At 43.6% G+C, this 14,176-nt stretch carries 14 protein-coding genes; 5 read left to right on the top strand and 9 right to left on the bottom strand.

The annotated features are described in order from the left end of the window. The first annotated feature begins 407 nt into the window (after positions 1 to 407). Positions 408 to 2,648 (top strand): formate C-acetyltransferase, encoded by a 2,241-nt coding sequence (gene pflB, locus EDD67_RS13725; protein ID WP_318271985.1) that lies wholly within the window; start codon positions 408 to 410, stop codon positions 2,646 to 2,648. 34 nt (positions 2,649 to 2,682) lie between these two features. After that, on the top strand, positions 2,683 to 3,429 hold the full coding sequence (gene pflA, locus EDD67_RS13720; protein WP_093072182.1) for a pyruvate formate-lyase-activating protein: 747 nt from the start codon (positions 2,683 to 2,685) through the stop codon (positions 3,427 to 3,429). Between the two features lie 41 nt (positions 3,430 to 3,470). Here pflA and EDD67_RS13715 read toward each other — a convergent pair whose 3' ends face one another. The 4 genes from EDD67_RS13715 to rlmN form a co-directional block, all read right to left on the bottom strand. Next, positions 3,471 to 4,442 (bottom strand): ribose-phosphate diphosphokinase, encoded by a 972-nt coding sequence (locus EDD67_RS13715; RefSeq protein ID WP_162843812.1) that lies wholly within the window; start codon positions 4,440 to 4,442, stop codon positions 3,471 to 3,473. A 76-nt stretch (positions 4,443 to 4,518) separates the two neighbouring features. Further along, a complete protein-coding gene (locus tag EDD67_RS13710; protein ID WP_121438756.1) occupies positions 4,519 to 5,265 on the bottom strand; it encodes a hypothetical protein in 747 nt (248 codons plus the stop codon). Positions 5,266 to 5,344: 79 nt separating this feature from the next. Beyond that, on the bottom strand, positions 5,345 to 6,190 hold the full coding sequence (locus tag EDD67_RS13705; protein ID WP_121438757.1) for a S1 family peptidase: 846 nt from the start codon (positions 6,188 to 6,190) through the stop codon (positions 5,345 to 5,347). Positions 6,191 to 6,352: 162 nt separating this feature from the next. Then, complete coding sequence (gene rlmN, locus EDD67_RS13700) at positions 6,353 to 7,429, bottom strand: dual-specificity RNA methyltransferase RlmN (protein ID WP_093072178.1); 1,077 nt, start codon at positions 7,427 to 7,429, stop codon at positions 6,353 to 6,355. A gap of 174 nt (positions 7,430 to 7,603) precedes the next feature. On the opposite strand from rlmN, the gene EDD67_RS13695 reads away from it, so the two are divergent. Together EDD67_RS13695 and EDD67_RS13690 are read left to right on the top strand one after the other, a co-directional pair. Further along, positions 7,604 to 8,392 (top strand): SDR family NAD(P)-dependent oxidoreductase, encoded by a 789-nt coding sequence (locus EDD67_RS13695; RefSeq protein WP_121438758.1) that lies wholly within the window; start codon positions 7,604 to 7,606, stop codon positions 8,390 to 8,392. Positions 8,393 to 8,485: 93 nt separating this feature from the next. Further along, positions 8,486 to 8,962, top strand: a complete 477-nt coding sequence (locus EDD67_RS13690; protein WP_093072176.1) for a glutathione peroxidase — start codon at positions 8,486 to 8,488, stop codon at positions 8,960 to 8,962. Positions 8,963 to 8,976: 14 nt separating this feature from the next. Here EDD67_RS13690 and EDD67_RS13685 read toward each other — a convergent pair whose 3' ends face one another. The 5 genes from EDD67_RS13685 to EDD67_RS13670 form a co-directional block, all read right to left on the bottom strand. Beyond that, positions 8,977 to 9,396, bottom strand: a complete 420-nt coding sequence (locus EDD67_RS13685) for a rhodanese-like domain-containing protein (RefSeq protein WP_121438759.1) — start codon at positions 9,394 to 9,396, stop codon at positions 8,977 to 8,979. A 91-nt stretch (positions 9,397 to 9,487) separates the two neighbouring features. Further along, positions 9,488 to 9,730: a hypothetical protein gene (locus EDD67_RS13680; RefSeq protein ID WP_121438760.1), complete on the bottom strand. Its 243-nt coding sequence runs from the start codon at positions 9,728 to 9,730 to the stop codon at positions 9,488 to 9,490. 672 nt (positions 9,731 to 10,402) lie between these two features. Further along, positions 10,403 to 10,567, bottom strand: a complete 165-nt coding sequence (locus EDD67_RS14030; protein ID WP_154718732.1) for a hypothetical protein — start codon at positions 10,565 to 10,567, stop codon at positions 10,403 to 10,405. 57 nt (positions 10,568 to 10,624) lie between these two features. Beyond that, a complete protein-coding gene (locus EDD67_RS13675) occupies positions 10,625 to 11,341 on the bottom strand; it encodes an SIR2 family NAD-dependent protein deacylase (protein WP_121438761.1) in 717 nt (238 codons plus the stop codon). Positions 11,342 to 11,405: 64 nt separating this feature from the next. After that, entirely contained in the window at positions 11,406 to 12,926 is a 1,521-nt protein-coding gene (locus tag EDD67_RS13670; RefSeq protein WP_121438762.1) for a BCCT family transporter, read from the bottom strand. Positions 12,927 to 13,121: 195 nt separating this feature from the next. Here EDD67_RS13670 and EDD67_RS13665 point away from each other — a divergent pair, with 195 nt between their 5' ends. Then, positions 13,122 to 14,102, top strand: coding sequence for a Gfo/Idh/MocA family protein (locus tag EDD67_RS13665; RefSeq protein WP_093072171.1), 981 nt, complete (start codon positions 13,122 to 13,124; stop codon positions 14,100 to 14,102). Positions 14,103 to 14,176: the final 74 nt, after the last annotated feature.

Raw genomic sequence — 14,176 nt, 5'->3', positions numbered from 1 at the left:
AACTTTGTCAACACTCTGACTGCCGCCTTCTGCAACGAGGCGGCAGCTTTATTCTTGCTTATTGATAAATGCATCTTTGAATTTAAAAATAATCAATTTCGGTTACACCCCTCTCTCCGCCCACGCAGTTAAAAAGTTCAGCATTCACCCTGTATCACAATTTTTTTAAATCCGATTCATCTGTTTGAAAATATTATCTCCTTTAACAAAAGAGATGAAAACGAAAACATCGATAAACTCAAAATCTGTTATATTCAAAATTAAATACTGTACTAATATTCATTAAAGCGTCACAATTTTTCCTTGAGTTAAAAAAAATCTATACTATACTGAAACTAGGAGATAACGTGAAATAATTCACATTATATCTTTATTATTAAACGGAGGCGATTTTAATGGCAATGGAAATGGAATCGATCCAAAAAACAGCATGGCAGGGATTTGAAAACGGTGATTGGCAACATACTATAAACGTGCGCGACTTTATTCAAAAGAACTTCAGATTGTATGACGGTGATGAAAGCTTTTTGGCCGGCCCGACACAAGCTACGGAAAATCTTTGGGACAAAGTTATGGAGCTCACGGAAAAAGAGCGTGAAAACGGCGGTGTATACGATTTAGATACGACGATCGTATCTTCGATTACATCGCACGGCCCGGGATATTTAAATCAGGATTTAGAGAAAGTCGTCGGCGTGCAGACAGATGTTCCTTTCAAACGCGGCCTGATGCCATACGGAGGCATACGTATGGCGCACAATGCATTGGAATCTTACGGATATACAATGGCAGCAGAAACGGATGAAGTTTTCAAAAAACATCGAAAAACGCATAATCAAGGTGTGTTTGACGCGTATACCCCGGAAATGAAATTAGCGCGTAAAGTCGGAATTATCACGGGGCTCCCCGATGCATACGGCCGCGGGCGCATTATCGGTGATTACCGGCGGGTCGCTCTTTACGGCACGGATCAATTAATTTCTGCCAAGCAAGCGGAACTCAATCAAGTTACAGGCAAAATGTCGGCGGAAACGATTCAGCTCCGTGAAGAGATTCAAGAACAAACAAGAGCCTTGCAGGAGTTGACTGAACTCGGTAAAATGTACGGTTTTGACCTCTCCCGCCCGGCAGAAACCGCTCTTGAAGCCTTCCAGTGGCTTTATCTCGGCTATTTGGCCGCCATAAAAGAGCAAAACGGTGCGGCAATGAGTCTCGGACGTGTATCGACGTTTCTTGATATTTACATCGAACGGGATCTTGAAAACGGCCGCTTGACAGAAGAAGAAGCGCAAGAACTCGTCGATCATTTCGTTATGAAGCTCCGGCTTGTGAAATTCGCGCGAACCCCTGAATATAACGAGTTGTTCAGCGGGGATCCGACGTGGGTTACGGAATCGATTGCCGGTATCGGAGAAGACGGACGCCCGCTCGTGACGAAAAGTTCATTCCGATTTTTGCATACACTGTCAAACTTAGGGCCAGCGCCGGAGCCGAACCTCACTGTGCTGTGGTCGCCGAAATTGACAGACAATTTCAAGCACTATTGCGCAAAAATGTCAATGGATACAAGCTCGATTCAATATGAAAACGATGAAATTATGCGGCCGGAATACGGCGATGATTACGGAATCGCCTGCTGTGTATCAGCGATGGAGATCGGCAAACAGATGCAGTTTTTCGGAGCGCGCGCCAACTTGGCAAAAAGTTTGCTTTACGCAATCAACGGCGGCGTAGACGAAAAAATGAACATGCAGGTCGTTGACGGCATTGAACCGATTACTTCAGAGTATCTTGATTATGATGAAGTAAGCGAGAAGTTTGAAACCGTCATGGATTGGTTAGCTGAATTGTATATTAATACACTGAATATTATTCATTACATGCATGACAAATACAGTTATGAACGGATCATGATGGCGCTGCATGATAAAGATGTCCGCCGGACAATGGCAACAGGGATCGCAGGCTTATCTGTCGCTGCCGACTCATTAAGTGCTATTAAGCACAGTAATGTCCGGGTCATCCGCGATGAGAACGGATTGGCAGTTGATTTTGAAATTGAAGGTGAATATCCGCAGTACGGCAATGACGATGACCGTGTCGATTTAATTGCCAAATCGCTCGTGGAGAAATTTTCTGCTATGTTGAAAAAGCATGACACGTACCGAAACGCAGAGACTACGATGTCGATACTGACAATCACATCAAATGTTGTGTACGGAAAGAAAACCGGCAATACGCCTGACGGAAGAAAAGACGGTGAACCTTTTGCTCCAGGGGCAAATCCGATGCACGGGCGCGACCAGCGCGGAGCTTTAGCTTCCTTGAATTCCGTGGCAAAAATGCCTTATGATCAAGCGCTGGACGGTATTTCTAATACGTTTTCAATCGTCCCGAAAGCACTCGGCAAAGATGACCTGACTAAGAAAGCGAATTTGTCAGCTATTCTGGACGGTTATATGGATCAAACGGGTCATCATTTAAACGTAAACGTATTTGACCGCGAGACGCTCATCGATGCAATGGATCAACCGGAAAAATACCCGCAGCTGACTGTGCGTGTTTCCGGCTATGCTGTTAACTTTATCAAATTGACACGCGAACAGCAGTTAGATGTGATTAACCGCACATTCCATGAAACAATTTAAGTAATTAAACCGCCACCGGAAAGGAGAACTTATTATGCAAGGTCGTATTCATTCCATTGAGACAACCGGCATGGTTGACGGACCGGGCATCCGTTATATTATATTCGCACAAGGCTGTCTGCTCAGATGCCAATATTGTCATAACCCCGATTCGTGGGAGCGTAATGCCGGGCAATTCCATGACACCGAAGATCTTGTTGCCGATATCAAAAAGTATCTCCCGTATATGAAGCATTCCGGCGGCGGTGTAACAGTCAGCGGCGGCGAACCGTTATTACAGATGCCGTTTCTGATTGATCTTTTCAAAAAATTGAAATCACTCGGCATTCATACGGCGATTGACAGCTCAGGAGGCTGTTATTCAGAAACAGAATCGTTTCAAGCGGAGTTTCAAGAACTTCTCAATTATACGGATTTGTTTCTTGTCGATCTCAAACAGATAGATGAAACAAAGCACCGAGAGCTTACCGGCAGCGGCAACCGTCAGATTTTGTCCTTTGCAAAGCAGCTCTCTGATCAACAGGTGCCAATGTGGATTCGCCACGTTCTCGTACCGGGCAAAACGGATGACAGCGAAGATTTGCAAAAGCTCGGCCAGTTTATTTCGAGCCTCGCTTCTGTTGAACGCGTTGAAATCTTGCCGTATCACAAAATGGGCATTTACAAATGGGAAGAACTCGGAATCCCGTATCCGCTTGAAGGTGTGGAATCACCGACAGAGGCGGAAGTTGAACGTGCAAAACGGCTGATGAATATAGTCGGTACACCGGTTTATGCGTAAAAAAACGCTCTTTCCCCAATCCGGGAAAGAGCGTTTTTTGTTTAGCCGAACAGCGAGCTGACCGATTCATTGTTTTGAATCCGTTTGATTCCTTCGCCGAGCAGGCTTGCTACTGAGAGCGATATAATTTTCGGATCATGTTTTTCTTCATGCTGATAAATCGTATTCGTAATAACAATTTCTTTTAACTCAGATTCACGGATCCGTTCTACAGCCGGTTCAGACAAAACACCGTGCGTACAGCAGCCGTAAACTTCTTTCGCTCCGAATTCCTTAAGGGCTAATGCACCTGATGTAACCGTGCGCGCGGTATCGATCATGTCGTCAATAATAATCGCCGTCTTCCCTTCTACTTCACCGATAATGTATTGCCCTTGAACGGTGAAATCTTCATCGGTGCGCTGTTTATCAATCAGAGCGATCGGTGCGTCAAGTTCATTCGCCAAACTGCGGGCGCGAGCTGTTCCCGCGTTTTCAGGCGCAACGACGACCACATCTGAGAGACTTTTCTGTTTGAAATAATCAGCTAGAAGCCAATTCGCCTTCAGCTGATCAACAGGAATATTATAAAACCCTTGCACTTGCGGTGCGTGTAAATCTACCGATATCACACGGGAGGCGCCGGCAGATTCAAGCAAATTCGCAATTAGTTTTGCTGTGATCGGTTCGCGGGAATTTGCTTTTCTATCTTGTCGCGAATAACCGTAATAAGGCATAACAATGTTAATGGTTTTAGCTGAAGCTCGTTTTAAGGCGTCGATCGTAATTAACAATTCCATTAAGTATTCGTTGCCCGGTTCAGATGTTGACTGTACGATATACGTATCATAGCCACGCACTGTTTCATCAATTGCAATTTGTATTTCTTCATCACTAAATCGTTTAACAGAGCATTGTCCCACCTCAATTCCGATATACTCCGCAATCTCTTGCGTTAAAGCAGGATTGGAATTTAAGGAAAACAGTTTGATATCATTTACTCGATCACTCACGTCTTGACCCCTCCGTCTCATGAATATTACTTTTCATATCATAACATACTGACTCTTAAATCAGCACAGTTCATAATGAATTCGTGAGGATTTACGGTTATTCTTCCGGTAAATCCGGCATAACAACGGCCAACGGCTGCACGGCAATGAGGTTTTTTTCGGAGCGTTTTAAAAAATAAGGATCGCTCCCGTTAACTTGTAAAATCGGCTTAATAAGCGGGTTGTCCGGCTCATCCTGATAAACATCAATCACGAGACAATCAATCTCTTCTTCAAAAGTCAGCACGGTTCCGGCCGGATATGGCGTGTAAATCGACGAAAATGTATCAGCCCACGCCTGCCCCAACGATTTCAACAGCTGTATTCCGTCGTAGTAAAACTCATAAGTATAAAACATTCCTTCATCATACATCTCGGCAAACCGCCCGTTTAATCTGTTAATAACTGAATCGGCGTACTGTTTACGATCATCGGTTAAGATATTCAGATGAACTGAAAACCACTCATTATGCATGCGCCCGATCCATTCTTCCGTCCGGTTGAGATAATTTGCAGCACTGCCGTTAATTCCGGATACAAGAGCCAGTTCATCGCTGCTTAAAAAAGTAATTTGCTGTAAAAAAGCAATGAAATTGTTCTTTTGCAGCCAATCGTATTTCTCTTCTTCATCTTGCGCATTCTCATAGCGGACGTATGTCAGACCGGTCTTTGTTAATGATTGTATTAAGTCAGTTGTTAAAAGTGTGCCTTTATGAAGCAATATATGTCCATAATCATCAAGAATGTCATACTCCAAAAGCATCCCCGAATAAAGAGTGTTTACACCTATAAGACGGTCCTTCATTTCCTGTGTCCTCCGATCTTTATTGACAAACTTTGTTCTCCTTTATATCATAGCAAATTTCCAGCCGTGCAGGGTAATATTAATCACCTGTGAACAATTCTTTTTTAAAAGATGATGAAGATACAGCAAGACCAATCCGTTTCTCTTCCCCTTCAATCTCAGTTCGCACCGTCGCATATATGACCGCAAAAACGTCTCCGTCTTCATTAATTACCGGACTTCCGCTGCTGCCTTGATAAATCGGCGCATCGATCATCAACACCTCACCGTCAATCTGATCCGTTTCATACGTGCCGATAATTTCACCTTGGTTAGCGATATGATTAAAAAACAACGGATTGCCGATGATATAAGCAGAAGCGTCACGTTCGATCTCATCAGTCAGTGTAAACGCATATTGTTCTGTTGCTACGTTATCAATTGATAAGACGGCAATATCTGTTTCCGGCTCATTAGCGACCACTTCAGCCTGGTGGGAATCCCCGTTTTTAAAAGTGACGACGGGATACGGATTATTTCTGACGACATGATCGTTAGTAATGATATATCCGTCTCCCTCATCGATATAAAACCCTGTGCCTTTTGAATCGCCTGCGTGAATAACGACCACACCGTCTTTGTACTGCTCTATATCTTCCCGTTCAGAAAGTTCGCGAGACACTTCGACAAATTCCGCGGCGGGAAGACTGAAAATTTGCGGCCACCATTGAAAGACGTTCGTCAAAAGCGCAATAATTACGACGCCGATCACGGTATATTTCATGCCTTTTTTAGATTTTTTAACCGGCGGAGATTCGTCTTCGCCCTCTTCCGGGGGATGAAACCACTCATCCCATGTATAATGATCTTCACCGTCTGTGAAAACCGGTTCATCTTGCCCGCGGCTTTCGTTATCTTGCCCGTCAGTGTTGTCATGATCAATCATCGTCGTCTCCCCTTTAACTGCTGAATAAAACCGAAAACAAACAGCAAACCCAAACGGGTCCAAATAGAAATAATCTGGTGCTGAATACGAGGACAGCCGGAGCCTTTTAAAAAAACTTTAAATAAAGAGGCTGTCTATAATGGACAGCCTCTTTTCAGCAGATTAATTTTTCGCTTTTTCTCGATCTTTTTTCATTTGTTTACTTCGGAGCTGACCGCAGGCGGCATCAATGTCTGAGCCTTGCTCGTGGCGGACGCCGCATTGAATACCGTTTTCCATCAATATTTCGAAAAACGTTAAAATGGAGCCTTTTGTGCTTTGCTGGTATTGAATATACTCATCTACCGGATTGTAAGGAATCAAATTGACGTAGGTCAGTTTTTTCCTTTCCTTGAGTAATTCAATCAGCTCATAAGCTTCTTGCGGACGGTCGTTTACTCCGTCGAGCAAAATGTATTCAAACGTAATACGCCGGTTCGTTTTTTCTAAATAATAGTCAACAGCATCCATCACTTTTTCGATCGGCTGGCTGCGGTTGATTTTCATAATATCTGTGCGCAGGTGGTTGTTCGGTGCATGCAAAGAAACAGCTAAATTAACTTGCAGCTGCTCTTCTGCAAAGCGGTAAATTTTATCTACAATTCCGCTCGTCGAAACAGTTATATGACGGGCGCCGATCGCGAGCCCTCGGTCACTGTTCACAACGCGGAGAAACGTCATTAAATTGGCATAGTTATCAAACGGTTCGCCGATCCCCATCACAACAATATGACTGACCCGCTCTTCTTTTTCTTGGCGGTCCATATCCAATTGGACTTTCATAATTTGTTCGACGATTTCGCCCCCGGATAAATCGCGGTCTTTAGAGAGCAATCCGCTTGCGCAGAAACTGCAGCCGATATTGCACCCGACCTGTGTCGTAACACATACCGAATTTCCGTAATCAAACTTCATCAACACTGTTTCAATTAAATTGCCGTCTTGCAGTTTAAATAGAAACTTTTTCGTCCCGTCTTCAGATTCTTGTTTCGAGTGAAGTTCCAATGTTTCAAAAACAAAATTTTCTTCCAGTAAATCAATTAACTCTTTTTTAATATTCGTCATATCCTGAAAAGATGTGACGCGTTTTCGGTACAGCCAATCCCAAACTTGCTGGGCACGAAATGATTTATATCCTCTATTTGTAAACCAATCCTGCAGTTCGGCAAACGTCAAGCCGTAAATGGACGGTCGTGTCATACTAACCCTCTTTCCTTTTTTCATTCTTCTCATTTTTTATCATATATTCAGCGTCATATGCAATTAAACTGCAAGACATTATCTCAATTTTTTACCGGAAAAGCAAGCCGGAAACGTTTGATCTGCAAGTAAAAAGGAAATACATACAAAAGACGTATCATTGGAGGTGAAAGCGTGGGTGTATTTAACGCACAAGCGTTTCAAGGCAAGCATTATGTCGTTACTGGAGCTACTCGCGGGATCGGCCGAGAGACAGCGATGTTTTTAACAAGTCATGGAGCTGTTGTGACGGCGACTGGACGTAACGCAGAAGCTTTAGCCGACTTAAAACAACATGCTGAAAAAGGCCGATTACATACTGTTGCAGGAGATCTGACAAAACGGGAGGATCGTGAATGGATTGCCGATCAAGCAGTTCAAGCCGGCGGAGCGATTGATGGTCTTGTTAATTGTGCCGGGATCACAGGCGGAGATACAGTTGAAAACCTTCAAGAAGATCAATTGACGTCTGTGATGACGGTGAATTATACAGCCGTTGTACTGTTTACACAGAACATTTATGCGTATATGAAACCGAACAGAACCGGCTCAATTGTCAATGTTTCCTCGTTATCAGGGTTACGCGGCACGTATGGGAATACTGCCTACAGCGCTTCGAAATTTGCTTTAATCGGATTTACTCAATCGTTCGCTCTTGAAGCAGCGGAATACGGCATTAGAGTGAATGCTGTCTGTCCGGGTTTTGTCGATACTGATATGGCAGAATCAATTTTACAAAAAAAAGCGTCGCGTGAACATATCAGCTATGAAGAAATGCGCAAAAAAACTGAAGAAGGCCTCCCCTCCAAACGGATAACCGCACCGATTGAAGTCGCGGAAACGATCGCGTTTTTATTGAGCGATGCCGGAAAAAATATCGTCGGTGAATCACTGAAAATATCCGGCGGCGCCGTTATGCGTTAGGCAAGTTATTAAACGAATAATTTGTTTAACGTCAGAAAGATTGGTAAGCTGATAAAAAGAGAGTTTTTAAAAACTGCTGGGAGGTCAAATAATATGAGTTCCGTCTACGATTACGCTGTACAAAAACCGAACGGTGAAAATATTTCCTTGGAAGAGTACCGCGGCAACGTTCTGCTCATTGTCAATACAGCGACAAAATGCGGCTTATCCGGCCAATTCAAAGATTTGGAGACGCTGCATCAAACTTACAACGAACAAGGGCTGAGAGTTCTGGGGTTTCCTTGCAATCAATTTCTTCATCAAGAACCCGTTACAGATGATGAAATGAGTGCTGTTTGTGAGCGGAATTTCGGGGTGACGTTTCCGCTTTTTAAAAAAATTAAAGTGAACGGCCCAGATACTGAGCCGCTGTTTCAACACTTAAAAAGCTATGCGCGCGGAAACTTTGTAAAAGATATCAAATGGAATTTCACGAAATTTCTCGTCGATAAAAACGGTCACGTCGTGAAGCGGTATGCACCGAAAACATCACCTAAAGAGATTGAAAAAGATATTCAGCAGCTTTTGTAACGATGCGCCGTTTTTTACGGCGCATCGTTACACACTGGCTGCTGTTTCGATTCGGTTCTGCAGTCGGCGGACCGGCCTGCTGTAAGTTGTGTACAGCCGGCGACGCAAAACCCTTTCTTTTTTAAAAAACGTGCTGCAAGATTGATCTCGACACTGTCTTTACCGACAATAAGAACCGGAGACTTATTCTCACGCGGATAATGCCGCTTTAAATAAGGCAGGGGTATATTTGTGCTGTTGCGGACCGGTTCGCGCTTGGCTTCGTGAAATTCCCTGACATCGATCACTAACGGTTTATTTTTTACATCTGTCCCGGTTGTAAACTCAGTTAATGATGAGGCGGAAATTTGATTAACCCCTTTAAGCGGGATGTAACGCATCGAGTAGTAAATGACACTGAACAGCAGGATGAGGATTAACACTTGCCAAAACATAGATCATTCTCCTTTTTCATTCACACTGACAGGCTACATCTCATTTTATACCTACGGCGGTATATGGTCAAGAAAGACAGCTTCGGCCAATTTATCGCTTCCGAAACTTTTTTAAGCGTCTTTCGGCTCGGCGCCGGATTTGTCCCGGCGTTTCCGTTGCTTGTTCAATCATCACTAATCTGCGGCCGTCGAGTGAAACTTCATACTTCTCACCAAGCTCAGCACTCCCGGGAATCTCGTCATACTTTAAAGTCCAAAAGTACGTAAGCGCATCGCTGTACAATAAAACTTCTTCAGCTTTTTTCCCCTCTTGCACGCTGACAGTTACTTTCATAGCAAGCATCTCCCTTTATAAATAATTTGCTGTTATATCCGTTTTGCTGAGCGCACAACAGATTATACCCGAAGTTGTTATCTTTCACTATAGAGCAAGGAGAAAAATAAATTTTTTTGATTTTTTATCATTTAATTGTTTACTTTTCTGAATATTCTGTTATAATTAACTTAAGCAAAAAAAGTTCACGGTTTAAGAGACTCAGCCATGCGTTGATTCCGTATTTACGCACCCCATTTGAACAAAGGCATCGAATAATATTTGAAGCCTGCATGTTCATCTCGACTGCACCGTTTGAATGTTATCGATCTGTTGGCGCAAAAATCTTGATGTTAATAAGAGTTGGATTTTTCTGAATAAACGATTCATTTTTTCAGATGCAACAGCACTGTTAACATTCGGGAATGAAGCAAAAACAGTTCCTCAACAGAATTACGGGAGCAGGTTAGACATTCACGGAACCGACACACTTTTCCAACGATCTGTGTGAAAATGGAAGACCGTGCCTAACCGGGCGAAATGATCTGAGTTGAAAAGTGGAATGGTTGAGTCCCTTAAATCGTGAACGAACCCGCAAACATGTTTGCGGGTTTTTCATTTTGCTGCCGTATACATCATAAGGCAGCCTCTCCCGAAAAGAGGCTGCCTTGTAAGCATATCACACTGCATTTATTAGTGAGTTTCTTTATTATCACTGTCATCGTTCTCATCTTCAGCTCGCACACGTTTGAGGTATTTTTCAGCATGCTCATAAACAGGTCCGCCCTCGCTGATCATCAGTTCCACAGCCATATCGTACTCCAAGTGTGCTTGACGCTCTTCCTCCCTTTTTTTCATCGGACCCACCTCCTTGGTAACCAATACCCTTTGCGAACAGGCGTCAATCATCATCTTTTATAAAGCGCGGTCGATCGCCTGCAATATTTCACCGGCTTTTCCTTCCAAAACAATGTCAAATGCTGAAGCCAGCGGCGGTGCTTCTTTGTTTATATATACGGTTTTACCGGATGTTAATGAAGGCAGTTCGGCGACCGGGTATACTTCCAGGCTTGTTCCGATAACAATAACTAAATCCGCTTGTTTGATTTCGTGCAATGCCGTCTCCCAATCGCGCTGCGGAAGAATTTCGCCAAAGAGAGTGATATCCGGCCTTACGCGCCCGTAACCGCATTTCGGACATTGTTTTCTTAAATAATCTTCTTCGGTGACAGCCTTTTGACAATCCGCGCAATGAAACGTGCGGATGGAGCCGTGCAGACGCGCAACAGGATCAGATCCGGCCATTTCATGAAGACCGTCGACATTTTGGGTTGCAACTAAGTCCACGAGATTAAACTGCTGCCATTTTGCGATCGTCTTATGGCCGATGTGCGGCTCGATTTGTTTTAAATCGTGAATCCGCTGCTGATAAAACGAGTGAAATGTATCATATTGTTGTTCAAACGCCTCAACTGTAGCGACATCTTGCGGTTTCATATTAAACCATAGACCGTCCTTTGAACGAAAATCAGGAACGCCGCTTTCTGTTGACATACCAGCACCGCTTAAAACGACGGTTTTTTGCGATTTTTGCATTGCTTCGGCAATTTGTAAAATGAGTTGATCGTTCATCCCGTTCTCACTCCCTTAAACAAACATTATAATTTTCCCGCAAAATTTCCTTACCCATTTGCAATTACCAATCTTCTTTCGGGTCGACTTGATGCGTTTCTCTTCCTTCGATTTTTAACGACCGGAAGATCGCGACCATCATAAACAGCATTAAAAATGTGAACGGAAAAGCTGTGATCGTCGCCGTTGCTTGCATCCCTTCCAATCCGCCGGTTAACAGCAGGACAGTCGCAATCGATGAAATAAGCAGGCCCCATACAACAAGCGTAAGATTGCGCGGATCCAAATCTCCGCCGGAAGAGAAAACGCCAAGCACGTACGTCGCTGAGTTTGCTGAGGTGACAAAGAAAATAGCAATTAATATCAGCGCACCGATACTTAGCAGCAGCCCGCCGGGGAGGTTTTGCAAAACGAGAAACAAACCGATTTCAGGTTTAGCCGCTGTTTCTGCAGCAATCCCCGGCATCCCGTTCATTTCAAAATAAATGCCTGTGCCGCCAAAAGCGACGAACCAAACAACGGTTAAGGCTGCGGGAACGAACAGCACGCCGAAAATAAATTCGATCAACGATCTTCCCCGTGAAACTCTGGCAATAAACGTGCCGACAAACGGACTCCAAGAAATAATCCACGCCCAGTAAAATAACGTCCAGTCCCCCATCCATTCATTGCTGCTGTAAGGTGTAGTAAATAAGCTTAAATCTGGAAGCGCAGCAATATAACTGCCGAATGTTTTCGGAATATGTTCCAGCAAAAATACTGTCGGTCCGAGAATAAGCGCTGCAATCAGCAATATCCCCGCCAAACCTAAATTGGAAATACTTAAAAAGCGCATCCCTTTATTCAAACCGGAAACAGCTGAAATAATAAAAATCAGCGTGACAACTAGAATAATCATTAAGTACAAAAATTCATTGTTGGCAATTCCGAATACTTCAGATAAACCGATCCCCACTTGCATTGTGCTCATTCCAAATGATGTAGCAATTCCAACCGTCGTCGCGACAATAACGAGGATATCAATCATATTGCCCGGCCATTTATATATATGTTTGCCGAGAAGCGGATAAAAAGCGGAACTCACCATGCCGGGCAGATTTTTTCTGAATTTTGCAAAAGCCAATCCTAACGCAACGATCGCATAAATGCTCCAAGGATGAATCCCCCAATGAAATACGCTCCACAACAGTGCATCTGCGGCAGCTTCTTCGGAACCGGGTGCGGCGCCGTTAAACGGTTCTTCAAAATGGGACAAAGGCTCTCCGGCTCCCCAAAAAACGAGGCCGACACCCATTCCGGCCGCAAACAGCATGCCGAGCCAAGTAAAATAACTGTATTCCGGAACTTCTGTTTTCTTTCCCAATTTCATGTGCCGGTAAGGGCCAAAACCGAGAAACAGGCAAAAGCCGACAAATAGCGCTGTCGCCAAGACATAAAACCAGCCGAACTGTTCGATCATTGTATGCATAATTAAATCCATGACACCGGTCATATTCTCAGGAGATAAAACCCCCCATAATACGACAGAAAACACAATCAAAGCGGATATTATAAATACAATATTAGCAGAAATTCGATCTTTCATTTTATCATCATCCCGTCAAAAATATGAACTGCATACGTGCTATTACCGTTGCGGCAGAGGCGTAAACGTTGAAGTTTAACGTAACGTGAAAATCTATCTGCCGGAAGATAAATTTTCCAGCTGACAAGGAATTTATCTTATCTGTCTCGAAAAAGTATTAAAGAAGACATCTTTGATTAAAGGAGCGGATAAAATATGAGTGATAAAGTCAGATGGGGTATTTTAGGAAGTGCGAACATCGCAAAGAAAAATATGGTTCCTGCGATTCAAGAAGCCGCGAACGCTGAATTAGCAGCTGTAGCGAGTGAGAGCGGAAAAGCTGAAGAAACCGCGGCTGATTGGGGGGCACCGTTATTCTATCAATCTTATTCAACCTTGTTAAAAGATCCGGATATCGATGCGGTATATATTCCGCTCCCGAATGCCCTGCATCAAAAATGGGTCATTGAAGCGATCAAGAACGGCAAACATGTTCTCGTTGAAAAACCGGCGGCGACGACTGCTGATGATGTTATTGCGATGGGTGCAGCGGCAAAAGAATACAACGTCAAATGGATGGAAGCATTCATGTATCAATTCCATCCGCAGCATGAATACGTTAAAGAGCTGATCGCAGACGGAGCAATCGGTGAAGTGAAGCGTTTTCGCTCCACCTTTTCCTTCCCGCTGGATTTAAGCTCTGATAATATCCGTTTAAACAAAGAACTAGGCGGCGGGAGTTTATTTGATGTGGGCTGCTACTGCGTCCATGCGAGCCGGATGATATTAGATTCCGAACCGAGCAAAGTTTTCTCAAATGGGCGCTTACTTGAAGAAGATGGAATTGATATTTCGTCAACGGCGATTTTAACGTTTGAAGGTGTGGATGCAGTGATTGACTGCAGTTTTGAGGAAGCGAAATCAAATCGCTACAGCGTATCCGGTACTAAGGGCCATATTGAAGTGCCGTTTGCTTATCGGGCAGATACGAATCCAAACGGCGGTGTCGGTGAAGTCATATTAAAAGATGTTAATTGTGAAGTATTAGAGCATAAAACATTTGCAGCTGATCCGTTCCTCATTCAAGTAGAACATTTTTCCGATTGTGTTTTGAATGATAAAGATCCTGTCTATTCAGCAGAAAGCACATATAACAACATGAAAGTAATAGAAGCTTTGTATCAGTCGCAAAAATAACAGTTTAAAGAGAGGCTTGCTTGAAAAAAACAGGCCGGTACTTTATGTACCGGCCCCAGAGTGTTGACAAAGTC

Source organism: Salisediminibacterium halotolerans, assembly GCF_003814815.1.
In the GTDB taxonomy this organism is placed as follows: Bacteria; Bacillota; Bacilli; order Bacillales; family Salisediminibacteriaceae; genus Salisediminibacterium; species Salisediminibacterium halotolerans.
Note: the sequence above shows the minus strand (reverse complement) of the source record. Positions and strands in the feature narration are given on the sequence as shown.